Here is a 19,002-nt window from a genome sequence, read left to right as displayed (position 1 = left end):
GGCCAAACCTTGGTGTATCTGCACAAAGAGGCGGTTTATGTGCAGATGCTCGGGCCAAACTTCGGTGTATCTGCACAAAGAGACGGTTTATGTGCAGATGCTCGGACCAAACCTTGGAGTATCTGCACAAAGAGACGGTTTATGTGCAGATGCTCGGGCCAAACTTCGGTGTATCTGCACGAAAACGCATGAACGGGACAGTTACTGAAGGAAAGAGGCGTAGTAATTGTACGAAAAGAGCCGAACGTGTAAGTTGGTTCTTCAACAGTTGGCTTTTCATTCAATTTGATTTTGTTCTTTTACTTTAAAAAAAATCGTGTTGGATTGTTTTTTGGAACTAAAGAATTACAGTAACCCAGCTATGCGGAGACTCCCGCGGGCAGTGTGCCGAAAGTTTGAGAGTTAGCTCCTGCGTTGGTTAGCTCAGCACCACCCCGCAGGACGCGCAGCATAATTTTCGGCAGCGACGATTAACGCTCCATGTTCGCACCGCAACAATTGAACTTTCATATAAAAACCAACCATGTCTATTAGCTTGTGTGCTTCTTGTTCGAGCTTAGGGTTGTTTCAATCATTTCATTTCTGGAGGTCGGTATATACTCCTTCATCACATGCTCTCTGCCTCCATAGGATTCGTACCAGTTCTTCACTTTATCATTATGTAATCGGTCGGCTCTTATGTTTTGTTCAATTTTTTGATACTGCTCATAGCTGTCGTATTCCCATATCGCAAAGATCTCCGTTGTATCCTCATCGTATGGTAACATCCAACGCCCGACTAATTTGGCTCCATGTTTTAACTGATTAGGTAAATTTGTTTCTTCAAAGTGAAGATTAAGCACATCGACATAATTATTTTTAACTACATAATATTTCCTTCGATAAAACAAAACACTCACTCCTTTACTTTTTTTATTAGCATAATCCTGTTTTCTTTAATTTCAAATTAAATGTTGACTTTTCTGATAATCACTATATTATATCAATTAGATATATATCAAAAAGATATAAAAGAGGTGGAAGTGTTGGCAAAAGAGAATCATTCGAAATTTGCCATTTTAGGCTTATTAACGACAACCTGTAACTCGGGTTATGAGATGAAACAAATGATCGATACGAGCCTTAATCATTTTTGGAAAATTAGTTACGGTCAAATCTACCCAACTCTAAAGAAGTTAGTGGATGAAGGATTGGCCTTTTCTGAAGAAATAGAACAAGAGCATAAACCAGCTAAGAAAGTTTATGTTATGACCGATTTAGGTAAAGCAGCACTTCAAGATTGGCTAGAAAAACCGATAGAGCAGTTACCTGTTGAGAAAAATGAGCTACTTCTTAAATTATTTTTTAGCAATCACCAACAGGACAAACAGACAACGATCCTTCACATTAATGATTACGTGCAAAAATTAACAGCACGTTTGCAAACGTATCAAATGATCGAGGAGTCTATTCGAACTCATTCCCTTGAAAGAAAAGATGCGATGTATTGGCTCATTACGTTAGATTATGGCATTCGTACTACTCAAGGGGCGATCGATTGGGGTTATGCTTCAATAAAAAAAGTAGAGGAGGAATTTCATAATGGGTAAAACTATTGAGAATCAAAAAGTCACTGCCAATCATCGGGATAAAGTTGTTGTGTTTATGATAGGGATGAGAATTAATAAATGGTGGGCTATTCATAAGTGGCTACCTGTTGCCTTAGCTATGCCAAAGATGATCAAAGAACAATATCAAAACCCATCTTTAGGCTGCTTGGCTATGGAGAGTTTTTCTGGTTTACGCACCACATTCCTTCTCCAATACTGGCGTTCTGAAGAAGATTTGATGAACTATGCCAAAGGAGGCACTCACTTAAAAGCGTGGAAAGAGTTTAATCAAAGAAATGCTAATAATCATGCAGTAGGGATTTATCACGAAACCTATATTGTCCAACCTAACCAAATGGAATCCCTTTACGTCAATATGCCGGTATTTGGATTAGCTAAGTTAGCAGGTTTCACTCCAATTAATAAACATTTAAAATCAGCCAAACAACGATTACATCGAACCTCTAGCCCTTCATAAAACACACTGCACCCTATTAATTGTAGCTAATGAACCTATCAGAATCTCGAACTTGCATCTATTTGTAAAAAAGCCACTCCAACACAATGCAGAGTGGCTTATAAATCAAATCTTATGAAGTTAGAGCTTCTGTTAAAGGAGGTACAATTTGTTTCTTACGTGAAACAACACCTTTTAATAAAGCCGTTCCGTTATCAAGCTGAACGTTAAATGCTTTCTCAACAACAGGTGCTTGGCTACCTAACGCTAATACGACCGAATCATTCTCTAAAATATCAGTGACAACTAGTACAAATAAGTCTAAATTTTTCTCAGCAATTAAAGCTGTTAATACAGGTTCAATTTCTGCTTGGCGATTCACTACTTCATTGGTATCTACTGTATTTACTTGAGCTACCTCTACTTTATAGTCGCCCATAGAGAATTCTTTTGCATCAATCGTAATTAATTGCTGAACTGTCTTACTCGTTGTATCTGCTCCCGCTTTTAACATTTCTAAGCCATATTCATTAGCATCAACTTCAGCTATTTCAGCTAATTCCGCAGCAGCCGCAATGTCTTCCTCTGTGCATGTTGGTGATTTAAATAAGAGAGAGTCCGAAATGATTGCTGATAACATTAATCCAGCAAAAGGCTTTTCGATTTTAATACCTTTCTCTTTATAAATCTTTAAAAGAATCGTTGCCGTACACCCTACTGGCTCTGCACGATAGTATAGGGGATCAGCCGTTTCGAAATTAGCAATACGGTGGTGATCAATAACCTCTAGAATTCGAACATCACTTATATCGGCAACACTTTGTTGAAACTCATTATGATCGACTAAAATAACCTCTTCCGTTTCATTAGCAACAGTTTCTACAAATCTCGGTGTTTCCACTTTAAACGTTTTTAGTGCAAATTCTGTTTCACCGTTAATTTCTCCTAATCTTACAGGTTCTGCTGTGACACCTGACTTCTTCTTTAAGTCTGCATAGGCAATGGCAGAACAAATCGTATCTGTATCTGGATTTTTATGACCGAAAATTAATACGTTTGACATACTCTCGCTCCTTTAAGATATTTACATTTCTCTGTGATTTATTCTACCATGTCCCTCCGAATTGCGCACATTTTGATTTTTTGAGAATTCACTCAGAAAAAAGCGAAGGACCAATCATGCCCCTTCGCTCCTTTTTTCATATAAAATGATTATACTCTAGTCGATCCGTTTACTTCATACCACTCCACACCTAGAATTCTCTCTGCTCGAGCTACTTGATCTTCGGTTGGTGTTTCAACCCCTGTTAATGGATAACTTAAGCCGAGAGCTTCCCATTTATAGATGCCCATTCGGTGATAGGGCAGTACTTCAACTTTCTCAACATTACGTAAGCTTTGAATAAAAGAGGCTAACCTTTCCAATGAAGGAGTGTCATCATTAATCGTAGGTACAAGCACATGTCGAACCCAAACTGGAATTCGCTTTTCATCTAAATACTTAGCAAAGGCAAGTGGTGCTCGGTTCGGTCTGCCTGTTAGTTGCTGGTGCTTTTCATTGTCAATGTGTTTAAGGTCCAACAAGACAAGATCGGTATATTCCATTAATTCATCTACTTTTTCTAGAAAAGATTTAGCCTCAATAAAGCATCCCCCTGATGAATCAAGAGTAGTGTGAATCCCTTGTTCCTTACATTTTTTAAAAAGCTCGATTAGAAAAGGAACCTGCAAAAGTGGTTCACCACCACTAACGGTGATTCCACCTTTTGAAGCTTGCAAGAAAGGCAAATAATCAAGTAGATCGTCCATGATTTCATCAACCGATATCTCTCTGCCCCTACCTATTTCCCACGTGTCAGCATTATGACAATACTGACATCGAAGAAGACACCCTTGTGTAAAAATCACATACCTGATACCTGGACCATCTACGGCTCCAAAAGTTTCGATTGAATGAATATTGCCTTTCATACAAAACGCCTCCTTATAAAGCTTACGATTTTGTTAGTGAGCTAACTCACTTAGTGAACCATGAAAAGTTCGATTAATCACGTCCATTTGCTGCTCTTTTGTCAACTTAATGAAGTTAACCGCATAGCCTGACACTCGAATCGTTAATTGTGGATATCTTTCCGGATGATTCATAGCATCTACGAGCTGCTCTTGATTAAAAACGTTGATATTCAAATGGTGTCCAGCCTTTAAAATATACCCGTCCAAAATGGCTACTAAATTATTCACCTTAGCTTCCTCGTCTTTTCCTAATGCTTTTGGAACAATAGAAAACGTATTGGATACACCGTCTAATGCATACTCATATGGTATTTTGGCGACTGAACTTAATGAAGCAAGTGCTCCAGAATGATCTCTACCATGCATAGGATTGGCCCCTGGTGCAAATGGTTCACCCTCTCTTCTACCATCAGGTGTATTACCTGTTTTCTGACCGTAAACAACATTTGAAGTAATCGTCAATACCGAAGTTGTCGTCTGAGATTGACGGTAGGTTTGGTGCTGCTTTAACTTCTTCATAAATTTCTTTACTACCTCAACAGCAATCACATCGACTCTATCGTCATTATTTCCATACTTCGGATAATCGCCTTCTACATAATAATCAATCGCTAAACCAGCCTGATTTCGAATCGCATGTACTCTTGAATACTTAATAGCGCTTAATGAATCGGCCACAACACTTAACCCCGCTATACCAGTTGCCATCGTTCTTAGAATCTCCGTATCATGTAAGGCCATTTCAATTCGTTCATAACTGTATTTATCGTGCATGTAATGAATGATGTTTAATGATTCAATATACAGCTCCGCTAACCAATCCATCATTCGGTCAAATTTTTGCATCACTTCCTCATAATCCAAAATATCTGAGCGAATAGGTTCATAACGTGGAGCTACTTGCACATGTAATTGCTCATCCATGCCACCGTTAATCGCATAAAGCAATGTTTTCGCCATGTTTGCTCTTGCTCCAAAAAACTGCATTTGCTTGCCAATTCTCATTGCCGATACACAACAAGCAATACCATAGTCATCTCCCCACTCTGGGCGCATCAAATCATCATTTTCATATTGTATGGCACTTGTTTTCATTGACATTTTCGCACAATATTTTTTAAAAGATTCAGGCAATTGCAAGGACCATAACACGGTTAAATTAGGTTCCGGTGCTGGTCCTAAATTATCCAAAGTGTGTAAAAATCGAAAGGAGTTTTTTGTTACTAAATGTTGCCCATGTACAGAAGTACCTCCAATGGATTCGGTTACCCACGTAGGATCACCACTGAAAAGCTCATTATAATCAGGTGTTCGTGCAAACTTCACTAATCTAAGTTTCATAACAAAATGGTCAACCAGTTCCTGAACTTCTTCTTCAGTAATGGTCTCATTATTTAAATCTCTTTCAATATAAATATCTAAAAAGCTCGATACACGCCCGAGGCTCATCGCTGCTCCATTTTGTTCCTTAATCGCTGCTAAATAAGCTAGATATAACCATTGAAAGGCTTCAAATGAATTAGCCGCTGGCTGAGATAAATCAAATCCATAAGCTTTTCCAAGTTCTTTTAATTCTTTTAAAGAGAGAATTTGCTCCGATAATTCTTCTCTCAAGCGAATATGATCTTCGGACATTTTTTTACTTAGTGATTGTTTATCCTGAACTTTTTTCTTTATTAAAAAGTCAACTCCATATAAGGCAACACGTCGATAATCGCCAATAATTCTCCCGCGACCATACGCATCCGGTAAGCCTGTAATAATTCCTGCTTTTCGAGCTAATTTCATCTCATCTGTATAAGCGTCAAATACACCTTGGTTATGGGTCTTACGATACTTTGTAAAAGTTTCAACCACTTCATCGCTAACTCGATATCCATACGCTTCTGCTGCCGACTGAGCCATCCTAATCCCACCATACGGCATAAGTCCTCGTTTAAATGGTTGATCGGTTTGGACACCAACAATTTTCTCGAGGTTTTTGTTTAAGTAACCAGGACCGTGCGAAATAATAGAAGAAACCGTTTCCGTCTCAAGGTCGTATACACCGCCACGTAATCTTTCCGCAGTCGTTAAATCACATACTTGCTGCCAAAGCTCATCCGTTGCTGCGGTTGCCCGTTCAAGAAATGCCTCATCCCCATCATATGGTGTTACATTATCCAAGATAAACCCTCTTACATCGATTTCCTTTTTCCAACCTTCACCTTTAAAAGTTTTCCAATGCTTCATCTGTTTTTCCTCCTTCAAATAGAATAAAAAAACAACTACAGTTCTTCCTCTGAATATATAACAGCTTTATACTTTTATTGTACTACCATAATAAGGGAGCGGCTCATTAAAAGTTTGAAGTTATTGTGAATGTTCTCACAATAACTGATATAAAGAGAAAAAATGACATTTCATTGAACTTTCATAATATTCTATTCAGACTTTCCCTTTATTTTGTTATAGACATCTGTATTTATCAAAACGAAAAACTGTGCTATAGTTTTAGATAATATTCTTCTAGTCCTTTTTGAAACAACTAAAACTTTTGTCATATTTTGATGAACTATTTTCCAGAAATTTAAAAGGATTTCCCCTTCTTTTTACCTAATAATAATAAACAGAAACGATAAAAAATATGTAGGGAGGTTGTGCCAGTGAGTGAAAAAGATTTAATGTTTACTGTAATTGAAGGAATGTGTGAAGCAGGCATACTTCCTACACTCCCGACTCTTTGCCTTCGAACAAAACGTTCAAAGGATGAGCTATTAGAACTACTGGTAGAACTTGATAAAGATGGTCGGATTGAATGGTTAACAGAAGATATCGTCATTTCATTACCGAAACCAGAATGGTATATCGACTATGTTCGTGCAGTGAAAGCTAAAAATAAATTCCCCCAAAAAGCTTATTAAAGCCATTTGGGGGAATTTTTTAATTAGACTTCGTTTGTTCATCCTACGTTTGCTCGGGCTTTCTTCCTCTTATTTTCGCTCTCAACCCCTAGGTTCCAAAATGTAGTAGGTGAATTCATTTAATGTGACGGTATCTCCGGCTTCCATCTTTTCTTCAGATACCAGATTCTTAAATGACTTTCCTTTCATTTCTTCTGGCCATTCAATGACGGCTTCTCCCTTTGTATGGAAGATAAAATATAAGCCGTTTTGTTTATTTGTTTTTTTATAAATGACCGTGTTCGCATCAACGAGGAGAAATTCAAACTTGCCTCCTGATCCAAATACTTCATAATCTGAACGTAAATGATTGATCTTGGCTATGTTTGAAAAAGTTACATCTTCATCCCAAGGCATACAACGTCTATTATCTGGGTCAGCACCGCCCTCTAAATAGATCTCTGTTCCATAATATATAGAAATCGCACCTGGCACAGACATAAGTAAAGCTAAACACATATCTACTTTTCGTTTGTCACCCTTAGCAATATGGGTAATTCGAGGCGTATCATGACTATCTAATAACGTAAACATCCCTTGGTTAACCGGCTCTGAATAACGTAACAGAGCATGAACAAAGTCATTTTGGAACTGGTTACCATTAATACGTCCCGTAGCAATCCAGTCTTGAATCGGTTGAGATAATGGATAATTCATCACCCCGTCAAATTGATCGCCGTATAACCATGCTTGACTATCATGCCAAATCTCTCCACAGATATATAGATCCTCTTTGACCTCTTTTACAGCCTTGCGAAAAAGTCGCCAAAATTCATGGTCAACCTCATTAGCGACATCAAGACGCCAGCCGTCAATATTTGTTTCTTCAATCCAATAACGACTTATATCTAATAAATAGTCAATGACTTCCGGATTCGCCGTATTCAACTTTGGCATTGCAGGCACAAAGTTACGATAACTCCAATCGTCAATCGCCCCTTCCGTTTCTTCAAACATAAACCAATCAAAATACTTGGATTCCTTTCCATTTTCAAGAACATCCTGAAATTGTGGAGACTTATCACCTATATGATTAAAGACCGCATCAAGCATTACTTTCATATCTAATTGATGAGCTTTTTCAACTAACTCCTTTAAATCCTCTTTTGTCCCAAAGTGAGGATCAATTTCATAATAATTAATTGTGTCATATTTATGGGAAGTCGTAGCCTTAAATACAGGAGTCATGTAAATACCTGACATGCCTAGTCCTTTAATATAATCTAGCTTTTCAATGATCCCTCGTATATCTCCTCCATAAAAGCTGTATTGCCCAAGATCTTCATCTTTTTTATTCCATGGTAATACATCGTTTGGATTACGACTAGCATCACCGTTTGCAAACCTTTCAGGGAATATTTGATACCAAACTGTATCCTTCACCCAAGAAGGTGCTTGAAACAAATCTTGTGTATGTACATAAGGGAAAGCAAAGTAGCTATTAATATCATCACCAATTGACGGATCTTCTACAGGGAAAAAACCTCTGTCTAAATAATAGAGCGTTTCCGTTCCATCTGATACGAGGAAGCCATAACGCATTTTATAATCGATTGGTTCCACTTCTACAAACCAATAATCAAAAAGTTCTGTCTGAAACTCTCTCTCCATTGGCAGTTTTCTTTTATGCCAATGCCACTTTCCGTCATCTCCTTCTACCCACCCTTGCTTTGAATCCGTAAGTAAGTAAACGGAAGTTAAGTCATTACGTTCGCTTTTTAAACGGATATGTACTCGGTTCTCTGCAACTGCATATGACATATGGCTTTTTGCACGATGGTAAATAGCATGTTTGTTCATCTTTATTTTAGCTCCTTTTGTATGAAAGTTGACTAAAGCTCAAGTGCTCTTCTTCGAAAATCGCTACGGGAATGGGAGGACGCACCCTCCGGCGGGAATCGGCCACCCCATTCCCGCAGCTTTGGCTAGTGCAGGCTTTTTGGTTCGTACACTTCTCATACAAAATGAATAAATGAGAAATAATTCAAGCTAACTAACCAAAAAGCAAAATCATATTGAATCAAGTGCCACCAGTTAAAGAGCAAAACCCTACTTTCATCTTTGTTGGTGGTCAAGTGAATCGGGCTTCGCCATGTGGGCTTTGTATGAAAGAATAATAATGAAAATAAACAGAATATTATCAGCTGAATGAGTGGTTTGTTTGGTTTTGTTACTTGTTTGTTTTTCCTACAACACAGAGTCTCTTTTTCTCGGCTTGTGTTGTTACTTCTCGGCTATCCCTACAACACAACGCCTCTTTTCATGCCCCGGTGTTGTTACTTCTCGGCTTCCCTCCCCCCCCCCGCACCCAACGTCACTTTCAACATTGAAGAGGTGTTTATTACTTTACTTTTTCTACAACCTGCACTTTATGACATGCGTCTTATCATACTTTGTAATCGTGGACGGTTGTAGCGTTGTACAATTATAATTGGGACATTGAATAAGAGTGCGTAGACAATCATCAGCCAGCCTGCCCACGCTGGGTTCCATAGAAAAAAAAGTAGAGCAGGTGGAATGGACAACCAATGGGTTAACTCCGCCCGGCGCGACTCTTTCATAAACATCTCTAAATAGGATTTTCGTCTCGACCGAAGTGAATCTTTGGCAAAGCCTGTCCCAATCATTTTAGTGCCATCAGGAATGCACTCTTTCCAGTTTTTCACCGAAAAAAGTTGCTGCCAACGCTCCCCAGCCCTTTCCCATTTACGAGTGCGATATAAAAAAGAATCACATTCAAAATAATGTAAGGGCAGTTTGGCCATAATCACGGATAAAACAAGGTGGATCATGGCCCAGGCAACAATATTAACAACGAGCAACCACCCGAGGGAAAATTCAATTATCGGCATCTCCTCACTCCTTACACTTTAACATTTCTACCTTTCCAACGAACCTCTTTATGCACCTTCGTTAAATAAATAGACCGTATGAACAACGCCGTAAAGAAGAGAAAGAAAAGAGGAAATAACGTAAGAACATAAGGTGAAAAATGACCAACCTTTCTTGCTAGCCACACTAAATGTCCATAAAATAACAAATAGATACCTGCTAAGAGTATGGACCAATGACTAAAACCGACCCATATACTTATAGCTAACTGAATGGGGATTAGGAAAGCTCCAGTCATCCACAGACTAATTAAGATTAAAATAAAGCGGTGTGTGGAAGTAGCAGCTGTCGCAAAGCCTTTTGTCCAACCTTCGATTAATCGAAGCATCCCCTCAGCATACATGCGAAATTGAATACATCCATGACCGGTCTTTAACTGAACGGGTAAGCCCTTTTTCATGAAAATTTCACCAAGGACGATATCATCCATAATAGCTTCTCCAACAGTCTCATGACCACCAACTTCAAAATATTGATCTTTTCGGCAGAGGATGCACGGACCGAATGCCCCAGCAGGCTTAATTCGCTCTTTTAAACAGGAGAAGCCGTTCATGCCCGCTAAAACAATTATATTAAAAATCACCGAAAAATTCTCGTAAAATTTTTTAATATGGTGATAGGGTTGAACGGACAATATCCCCGACGCGCCATCACTTATGTACTGTCCAATTAAACTAGCCAAACTACCAGAATGCTCTAATCTCGTATCCGCATCTAAAAATAAAAGCAGTTCACCGCTTGCATACTTCGCCCCTAGCCAACAAGCTGCAGACTTCCCTTGCCATTCTAATTGCTTCGAGTACTTCGCTTCCAAGACCGTAACACCATAAGCTCTCGATTCGGCAACAGTCCGATCTGTAGAGTGATCATCAACGACGATGATTTCTAGTGCTGGGTTTGTTTGAGAGAGCAGAGATTGTAATAGTGGGCCGATTCGCCCTTCCTCATTTCTGGCTGGTATAATGACAGAAACCTTATCGGTAGATACACCTCCTTTAGTCTTTGGAATCCTTGCTGTATTCCATAACATCGCACTGCCTGCCACAAAGGAAAGAAAAATCAATAGTAAGCCGACCCACATCAGAAACATGAACATTCGGTCACCTTTTTCCCTTTTCGTTTTCAGCTGCGATAATTTTATCACTAACCTGTTTACCACTTAAAACAACCATCGGCATACCCGCTCCAGGATTAACCGTTCCACCTGTAAAGAATAGGTTGTGGAAATTTTCACTTTGTTTTGGATGCTTGAATCCCTTGTTTTTCTTTTTATCAGAGACCGTTCCATAAATTGAACCACGATGCGATCCATATGTTCGCTGAATATCATGAGGTGTCCACATATGCTCTGTAACAATATTTTTCCGTAAATCGGTTAAACCCATCGTTTCTAATTTTGCTAAAATTAGATCACGAAATTTCATATATTGCTCTTGTGAAAAAGGCTCATCCTGAATATATGGAATATGAGGTAAAACTTTTAAATTTTCATAACCATCAGGTGCTTGGGTTGAGTCGGTTTTATTAACATTGACTAAATAAATAGTTGGGTCATCTGGTAAAACCTTTTGTTTAAACACCTTATCCATCTGTGCCTTTAAATCATTTGAAAAAAAGAAGTTGTGATGAGTAAGCTGGCGATAATTTGCTTTTACGCCAAGATGGAGAACAAGCCCGGAACTTGAAGGCTCAAATTTCTTCTCCAACTTTTTCAGCTCCTTTTCTTCAACCTTAAGTAGCCTTTCATAGGCAGGGATCACTTCCATGTTAGAGACAAAATAATCAGCTGTCCACTTTCGGCCATCCTCTAATTCAATAGCCTTAATGGCTCTTTTTTCTTTCTCCATATTTATGACAGCTTGCCCCGTATGAAACTGAACGCCTAACTCTCTCGCCAGCTTCACAAGCCCTTCGGCTAATCGGTGAATCCCGCCTTCCACATACCAAACCCCTTGTTGCTGTTGCATATAAATCATCATGTTTAATACAGCTGGTGCCTCATATGGAGAAGAGCCTACATATTTAATAAAATAAGCTAATGTTTTCTTCAACTTCGGATTTCGAATATAACGATTAATTGCTCCATACATCGTTGAATGTAGATCAAATTCACGGATTGATTTGAAAACGCCAAATTGTTTCATGACTTCCATCGTCGTATCATAACCTTGAGCGAAATAACCTTTTTCTGTTGCTTCATAAAGCTTTTTAGCATATCGTAAAAACCTTTGATAATCTTTCATATCTTTTTTGCTAAGAAGGTCATTCTGATGGAGCATTTGGTCAAGATCGCCATATACATTAATAATATCTCCACCGGGATGAAAAGCCCTCCACTCATGTTCAAGGCGTTTTATCTTCACATAATCCTTCATTACACGGTTACTTTTTGTAAACAAGTCTTCAAAGATATAAGGCATCGTTAAGATACTCGGACCTAAATCAAAACCAAATCCATCTAGTTCTAAGCGATTTACCTTTCCACCAAGGTGTTCATTCTTTTCAAAAACATCTATATGAAAGCCTGCTTGAGCTAAAGAAATAGCGGATGAAATTCCACCAAGACCAGCACCGATCACAATCGCCTTCTTCTTTTGACTTCGCATCCTAACACCCCTTAATTCGCAATATCTATTTGTGTAAGTCGGATTATTTGACCTATTTGTGTAGCAGAAACGGCATTTATTTTCCCAAAACATTGATATTGATTTTCCCTTACTACTTGTAAGATTTGACGATATACCCTTGCTGCAGATAGGACTTGGAATTGACTATCTTGATCAAAGAGATGAAGAGAATCTTCAAACTGAACATAGTTAGATTCCGCTCTTTGAGCTAATTGCTCCCAAATTTGAATAAATGCTTCATTTACAATAAACCCTTCAGCATCCTGAACAGAGTATTGCAACGTCTCCATTAAGTCAGAGGGCAAATAAATACGCTGATACTTACCTACATCCTCAAATACATCTCGAAGAATATTCGTAATTTGCATCGCTACACCTAACTGGATAGCTGACTGCTTGAGTTTATGATTATGCTCTGTTGCAATAATAGGAAGTAGCATTAGACCAACTGTACCTGCCACATAATAGCTATACGTTTCAAGTGCCTCCACATCTTTTGGAATAGAAAAATCTAAATCCATTTCCTGACCGATTAATTGATCATAAAATGGTTGGATGTCCATTTCGTAGCGATTAAACACATCACGTAAAGCTCTCCATAAAGGTGCTGAGAGTTCCTCCCCTCGCTCAAAAGCTTCTAATTGTTCTCGTAAATTCATCAGCTGCATTTTTTTAACTTGATGATCACTATTTTGGTCAATCGTATTATCAGCTAACCGACAAAAAGCATAAATAACATAGACGGCACGCGCTTTATCTTTTGGGAGTTGTTTAAATGTATAATAAAAACTTTGAGAATGTTTTCGGATGATTTTTTCACAAAAATAGTAATCAGCTTTTAACTGCTGCGTCTGCTTCATTAACATAACTCTTCACCTCTACTTTTGAATTTTGGAAGGTACCATCATCAAGCATTAATTCTTCTGTCGCAATTTTGGCTGATAACAAAACAATTGGAACACCTGCTCCTGGGTGTGTACTACTTCCCGTAAAGTAAAGATTTTCACACTTTTTGGCCTTACTCTGAGGACGCATATGATTACTTTGAGTTAACGTTGGACGCAATCCGAAACATGCCCCATTATAGGCATTTAACTTCTCTTTAAAATCAATCGGTGTCATATAACTTTCAGAAACAATATCGTTTTCAATATGTTCCAACCCTTCAATTCCTGACAGTTTAGTAAACACCTTATTGCGGTAAAACGAAACCGTTTGCTCATCCCACTCATATTGAGATGTCGATAAGTCTGAAACGGGAACAAGGATATATAAACCATCTTTATCTTTCGGTGCTAAGGAAGGGTCCATCTTAGAAGCTATATAAAGATAAAATGAAGGGTCTTCTAACTTTTCCCCATTAAAAATACCTTCAATATTCTGACGTAAATCTTCGCTAAAAAAGAAATTGTGGACAGCATCGAGATGTTCATATTTTTTATCCATACCTAAATACATCAGAAAACATGAACATGAGTATTTCATTTTATCTATTTTGGCATCCGTATATTTACCTTTGGCTTTTGTATCCTTCACCAAGAATTTCATCGCATGTGGAAAGTCCGCATTACAAACAACAAAATCCGCGGCAACTACTTCCTTATTTAAGCGAATACCAGTTGCACGACCGCCTTTTACTACGATTTCATCCACTTCCGTTTGATAATAGATATTGCCACCAAGCTCTTTAAAAAGCCTTTCCATCGCCGTAGCCATCGTGTACATCCCACCTTTTATAAACCAAACCCCATACATAAATTCAATCATCGGAATAATCGTATAAAGGGAAGGTCCACTATATGGCGAGACTCCAATATATAACGTTTGAAAACTGAGCATTTGCTTTAAGCGCTCATCTTTAATATGTTGGCTAATAAATGCATCGGCATTACCTAATGTGCGAAGCTTCAAGCCTTGCCAAATCATATACGGGTTATAGAAGTCAAAAAAATGTCTAAATGGGCGTTGTAAAAAGTGATTTTTTGCCACATTAAAGCGCTTATAAATTTTCTGTAAATACGTCAAAAACCCTTCTGTATCACGCTCATTAATTTGTTCGAAAGTTTTAATTAAATCAATAAAGTCAGAGGAAATGGCATATTTCTCTGTTGCTTGTGCTCCGAAAAAAACGTCATACATGGGGTCGAGTTTCTCCATTGGAATATAATCATCCGGGTTTTTTCCTGCTAGCTTAAAAACTTCTTGGTAAAGCTCTGGCATCATAACAATACTTGGTCCTAAATCAAATTGATATCCGTCTTGATGAATACGATTCATCTTTCCACCCGGTGTTTGATTCTTTTCATAGATTTCTACTTGATAACCCGCTACCTGTAATCGTATGGCACTTGCTAATCCAGCTACACCAGCACCAATAACTATAACCTTCTTATTCTTTTTCATAGGCACCCCACATTTTCTTAGACTTCTTGGTTATCTGTCTTTAAGGATTAAAAATAAGATCATGTATCCAATCTTTCTTTTAGTAGATACCCATAATTTTCACTTATCAAACGATAAATGAAACTTTTATTTAAAATAAAATAACTGGTCTCCTATTTCCTCCTAAAAAAAGAAAATAGTTTGTTTAAAATGAACTTAGCCGATGACAGACTCTTATAAGAAGATAAACAAATGAAATTTTCATTTGTTTGCTACGAATGGACAAACTGAATGTCATAGAGGAGACAAAAAAACACCTCACTTATCGTTTTAAAATAGATAAATTAGTGCTTGTCCACTATCGAATATATGTACCATTCAGTATGATATCGACGTATATGTTAAATTGTGCCTGAAGCTCTTTTCTTCGATTCTTCCATAACATCGCTTGTCCTAATGTTAATAAACAAAATCTCGCTGCTTCCTCAGGGGAAATATGTGTTCTTAATCTTCCTTCCTTTTTTAATTCCCTAAATATTGTCATAAAAGGGTCTAAATAGGTTTGACGCCATAAAATGTAGATACGTGATTTATTTGGTTCTGAAACTTCAACCATTAGATCATGAACCATGAGCATAATACTTGAAGGATGCTCTTCAGATAAAATCATTAACATACGTTCAAGCTTATCAGCTACTTCACCTTCATTAACCTTTTGCATTTTCATTTGAATCGATTCAACAAACCGTTCAATCATCACCATGTATAATGTCTCTTTATCTTTAAAGTGGTGATAGAGTGTTGGTTGTGTAACCTTGGCATGTTGTGCAATCTCTCTCGTTGATACCGCTCGGAATCCTTTTTCCATAAATAAATTCTCAGCTACATCAAGTATTCTCGTTCGAGTACGTTCTAATTCTTCCAATCTTGTTCTTTTCTTCAATCTATTCACCTTTTCCTATTTTTAATTTACCTATTAGTAATTATCTTAAAATAAGAACTTTCAGCCCCCTAGACACTGCCTCCCACCATAGCTGAAAGTGTACTAAAGATGATATGCGGTAGCTCTACTCGTCGCTACCGAAAATTATGCTCCGCGTCCTATTGTGGTGGCGCTGAGCTAATCGGCTACGCCTCTGGATCTCAGCTCTTCCACTACGCCCCATTGTAGTCTCCGCATATTTCCGTCCGCTGGGTTAATCTAAATCTCAAATTCAAGACCAGTTTTACATCATTCATTAAAATGAATCCAGAACAAAAACCAAAAGTGAATGAAAGGAAATCAATAAAAAGCACACTTTCGTGTTTGTTGGTGGCATTTGTTCTATTGGATTTTTCTCTTTAACTAGTGGCCTTTCTTTCATAAATGGTTTTGGTGATTCTCACATTAAGACGTAGCCCCGCCACTTTTTGGATATTGCCCATAAGAGCTTACCCAAAAGGATTCAGCATACCGCACAAACAGCCAACAAAATAAGAGAGAGAGTAATCACTGACCATGATTAATATCTACCATCCAAGTATTTTTGGACCGTAGCCACGCCCGATTGGCTATTTCGCGCATTTGCGATTTTCAGAAACGGACCAAAACAAAAAACGAAAGGTCAAATTATCTTGATAAATGAGCATCACTTATTTTACTTTCACTACTTAAAAAAGTTATTCTTAACAAAATTATAAGTCAAGGTTGTCTTTTACTCAAACCTAATTTAACTCAACTACTTTCAATACATTTACAGACAAGCTCCCCATGTGTTATAGTAACTGTAATTATTTTGAAAGGACTGATGGGTGGACAATGATTAACTAATCTTATTTTTACTAATTGAAATTTGATATTTCAAACACGTAAACCTAGGATTAGTCTACCCATTTTCCATATGCAAGCAGTCATTCATGAGGATGAATGCTTTATTTTATTTGGTATATGTCGGCTAATCCTTCCAATTATTTGGGAGGATTTTTCTGTTCCTCCCTCTAAAAAGGGGAATTCATAATGATAGAACTTCTTAAAATGAATCAAGTACAGGTAGAATTTCAAGAACGAGTGTTATTTAAAAATATACATGTGGCAATAAAAAAAGGCAGTGTGATCGGCTTAATAGGTAGGAATGGATCTGGCAAATCTACGTTGCTTAAGCTTATCAATGGTGATATGATGCCGACTTCCGGAGTCATAGAGCCTCTTATTGACTCACTAGCGATAACGACGGTTGAACAAGAACAAGCCAATTTTGAAATAAATGTAAATGAACCAGATGAGATGGAACAATTAAAAAAGTGGGGGATTCCACTTGTTCATTACCAGCATTTAAGTGGGGGTGAAAAGCTCAAGGTACGTTTAATTGAAGGATTCGCCAAACAATCAGATCTTCTATTATTAGATGAGCCTACTAATCACCTTGACCAGGAAGGCTTAACAAAGCTACAAAATCAAATTCGTCATTACCAAGGTTCGGTCATCGTCATTTCACATGACAGAGCTTTTTTAGACGATGTTGTCGATACAATTTGGGCCATTGAAGATACTACCCTCCACGAGCATGAAGGTAACTATTCTAGTTATATCAAGGCAAAGGAACAACAACGTCTACACCAGCAACAAGAATTTGATAAACAACAAAGAAAGATTAAACAAATCAACCAACAAATACACACACTAGGCAACTGGTCCGCTTCAGGTCATGCCCAATCGACCAAAAAAGGAGGATTCAAGGAATACTACCGCGTGAAGGCCAAGAAAAAAGATAAACAAATCAAATCGAAAAAGAGAAGACTTGAAGCAGAGCTAGCCAAAAATAAAGTAGAGGCTGTAAAAGAGGAGCACCAAGTACAGTTCTCACTACAAATGGATCATAAGCTAGGAAAAAGGTTTCTAGAAATAAATCAATTAGAGAAATGGTTTACAGACACTCAACTATTCTCAGCCGAACATTTTACGATCAACCATGGTGAAAAAGTTGCTTTGACCGGGAAAAACGGTTCCGGCAAATCTACACTACTTAAAATCATCATGGGAGAAGATTCTTCATACACCGGTAACCTTTGGATTTCACCTGCAGCCAAAGTTGGATACCTCAGTCAAGATGTCTTTGACCTACCACTGAACAGCTCACCCAAAGACCTGTTCGCACCAACGAGCTCGTCCGCTCAAGAAAAAGTTCGTCATATAATCAAACAATTAGGTTTTACCGCCGCACAATGGCAACAACCCATACGCGAAATGAGTATGGGCGAACGAGTCAAATGTAAATTAATGAAATATTTACTTGAGGAAAAAGATGTACTCATTCTTGATGAGCCAACGAATCATTTAGATTTACCTTCACGCGAGCAATTTGAAGAGACATTATCTCATTATCGCGGCACCTTAATCGTAGTATCACATGATCGTTATTTTCTGGAGAAAACGACCCAAATTGAGCTTAAGTTTGAGCAAGGCCATTTAGTAAAAAAGTTAACGAAAGAACCTATTCAGCAGCTAGACAACGTGGAAGAAGTGCGAATGCAGCTAGAAACAGAGAAACAAGAAGTACTAGGGAAGCTCAGTTTTTTACCTAGCAATCATCCCGATTATCAAAAGCTAGATCTCCGCTTTAAGGAGATTATCAAACATATTAAAGAATTATAATCATCCATGGTTACCAATGACAAGTGTGATACATACACTTGTCATCTTTCTTTTCCAATGCATTTTCTTATAGCCATACAAAATTTATTTGAACCAGAACAAGCTACTTATATGTTCAAAAAGCCCATGTATTCTTTGCTTTATCTAAACCTTCTAATCCAAAAACCCTTGTTCTTTGCATCGGTATGGGGCACTGCAAGTTATACTTTTTGATTTTTTCGTTAATTTTGTCGATATCTTCTTCCGTTTGAGCAGCGTAGATCAAAACAGAAATTTCTTTCTGTAGCTTTAACCACTCAGGTAAAAAACCAGCATCTTTTGCTTTTTCTTGAAAGTTTTGAAATACGTCTCTTTGCATAAAATCTTGAGCAAACGGTTTACCCTTCCCTTTCAAATCACCTTTTTGCTCACTATTCTTTAACATATCTCCTATCAAATCATTATACTCATTCACAAAAAGCCCTCCCGA

Annotated in this window: 17 protein-coding genes; 5 read left to right on the top strand and 12 right to left on the bottom strand. The window is 37.9% G+C overall.

The features are described 5' to 3' along the window. A partial coding sequence (locus tag PQ479_RS17330) for a hypothetical protein (RefSeq protein ID WP_273717117.1) occupies window positions 1-308 on the top strand: 308 nt, incomplete at its 5' end. Window positions 309-530: 222 nt separating this feature from the next. On the opposite strand, the gene PQ479_RS17325 is transcribed toward PQ479_RS17330, so the two are convergent. Then, a complete protein-coding gene (locus PQ479_RS17325) occupies window positions 531-890 on the bottom strand; it encodes an NIPSNAP family protein (RefSeq protein WP_047987292.1) in 360 nt (119 codons plus the stop codon). A gap of 135 nt (window positions 891-1,025) precedes the next feature. On the opposite strand from PQ479_RS17325, the gene PQ479_RS17320 reads away from it, so the two are divergent. Together PQ479_RS17320 and PQ479_RS17315 are read left to right on the top strand one after the other, a co-directional pair. Further along, complete coding sequence (locus PQ479_RS17320; RefSeq protein ID WP_047987291.1) at window positions 1,026-1,589, top strand: PadR family transcriptional regulator; 564 nt, start codon at window positions 1,026-1,028, stop codon at window positions 1,587-1,589. Next, a complete protein-coding gene (locus PQ479_RS17315; protein ID WP_047987290.1) occupies window positions 1,582-2,067 on the top strand; it encodes a DUF4188 domain-containing protein in 486 nt (161 codons plus the stop codon). Before PQ479_RS17320 ends, PQ479_RS17315 begins: the two co-directional genes overlap by 8 nt. A gap of 112 nt (window positions 2,068-2,179) precedes the next feature. Here the strand turns inward: PQ479_RS17315 and PQ479_RS17310 are convergent, their stop codons facing one another. The 3 genes from PQ479_RS17310 to pflB form a co-directional block, all read right to left on the bottom strand. Continuing rightward, on the bottom strand, window positions 2,180-3,109 hold the full coding sequence (locus tag PQ479_RS17310) for a manganese-dependent inorganic pyrophosphatase (RefSeq protein WP_047987289.1): 930 nt from the start codon (window positions 3,107-3,109) through the stop codon (window positions 2,180-2,182). Window positions 3,110-3,258: 149 nt separating this feature from the next. After that, on the bottom strand, window positions 3,259-4,017 hold the full coding sequence (gene pflA / locus PQ479_RS17305; RefSeq protein WP_047987288.1) for a pyruvate formate-lyase-activating protein: 759 nt from the start codon (window positions 4,015-4,017) through the stop codon (window positions 3,259-3,261). A gap of 33 nt (window positions 4,018-4,050) precedes the next feature. Further along, a complete protein-coding gene (pflB, locus tag PQ479_RS17300) occupies window positions 4,051-6,291 on the bottom strand; it encodes a formate C-acetyltransferase (protein WP_047987287.1) in 2,241 nt (746 codons plus the stop codon). 413 nt (window positions 6,292-6,704) lie between these two features. On the opposite strand from pflB, the gene PQ479_RS17295 reads away from it, so the two are divergent. Further along, window positions 6,705-6,962, top strand: coding sequence for a hypothetical protein (locus PQ479_RS17295; RefSeq protein ID WP_047987286.1), 258 nt, complete (start codon window positions 6,705-6,707; stop codon window positions 6,960-6,962). Between the two features lie 81 nt (window positions 6,963-7,043). On the opposite strand, the gene PQ479_RS17290 is transcribed toward PQ479_RS17295, so the two are convergent. From PQ479_RS17290 to PQ479_RS17260, 7 genes are all read right to left on the bottom strand, one after another. Then, window positions 7,044-8,801, bottom strand: coding sequence for a glycoside hydrolase family 13 protein (locus PQ479_RS17290; protein ID WP_047987285.1), 1,758 nt, complete (start codon window positions 8,799-8,801; stop codon window positions 7,044-7,046). Window positions 8,802-9,370: 569 nt separating this feature from the next. After that, window positions 9,371-9,853, bottom strand: a complete 483-nt coding sequence (locus PQ479_RS17285; protein ID WP_047987284.1) for a glycosyl-4,4'-diaponeurosporenoate acyltransferase CrtO family protein — start codon at window positions 9,851-9,853, stop codon at window positions 9,371-9,373. An 11-nt stretch (window positions 9,854-9,864) separates the two neighbouring features. Beyond that, entirely contained in the window at window positions 9,865-10,983 is a 1,119-nt protein-coding gene (locus PQ479_RS17280) for a glycosyltransferase family 2 protein (protein WP_047987283.1), read from the bottom strand. 10 nt (window positions 10,984-10,993) lie between these two features. Continuing rightward, window positions 10,994-12,499 (bottom strand): phytoene desaturase family protein, encoded by a 1,506-nt coding sequence (locus tag PQ479_RS17275; RefSeq protein WP_047987282.1) that lies wholly within the window; start codon window positions 12,497-12,499, stop codon window positions 10,994-10,996. An 11-nt stretch (window positions 12,500-12,510) separates the two neighbouring features. Next, window positions 12,511-13,386, bottom strand: coding sequence for a phytoene/squalene synthase family protein (locus tag PQ479_RS17270; RefSeq protein WP_047987281.1), 876 nt, complete (start codon window positions 13,384-13,386; stop codon window positions 12,511-12,513). Continuing rightward, window positions 13,352-14,923 (bottom strand): phytoene desaturase family protein, encoded by a 1,572-nt coding sequence (locus PQ479_RS17265; RefSeq protein WP_047987280.1) that lies wholly within the window; start codon window positions 14,921-14,923, stop codon window positions 13,352-13,354. Before PQ479_RS17265 ends, PQ479_RS17270 begins: the two co-directional genes overlap by 35 nt. A gap of 337 nt (window positions 14,924-15,260) precedes the next feature. After that, window positions 15,261-15,845 carry a TetR/AcrR family transcriptional regulator gene (locus PQ479_RS17260; RefSeq protein WP_047987279.1) on the bottom strand — a complete coding sequence of 195 codons (585 nt, stop codon included), beginning with the start codon at window positions 15,843-15,845 and terminating at the stop codon, window positions 15,261-15,263. A gap of 1,053 nt (window positions 15,846-16,898) precedes the next feature. Between PQ479_RS17260 and abc-f the strand changes: the two genes are divergently transcribed. Beyond that, window positions 16,899-18,533, top strand: coding sequence for a ribosomal protection-like ABC-F family protein (abc-f, locus tag PQ479_RS17255; RefSeq protein ID WP_047987278.1), 1,635 nt, complete (start codon window positions 16,899-16,901; stop codon window positions 18,531-18,533). 115 nt (window positions 18,534-18,648) lie between these two features. Here the strand turns inward: abc-f and PQ479_RS17250 are convergent, their stop codons facing one another. After that, window positions 18,649-18,987, bottom strand: a complete 339-nt coding sequence (locus tag PQ479_RS17250; protein ID WP_273717116.1) for a DnaJ family domain-containing protein — start codon at window positions 18,985-18,987, stop codon at window positions 18,649-18,651. Between the last annotated feature and the right edge of the window lie 15 nt (window positions 18,988-19,002).

Source organism: Alkalihalobacillus pseudalcaliphilus (genome assembly GCF_028610675.1).
Lineage (GTDB): Bacteria > Bacillota > Bacilli > Bacillales > Bacillaceae_D > Alkalihalobacillus > Alkalihalobacillus pseudalcaliphilus.
The sequence above is the reverse complement of the archived record's forward strand: the minus strand, read 5'-3'. Positions and strand labels throughout refer to the sequence as shown.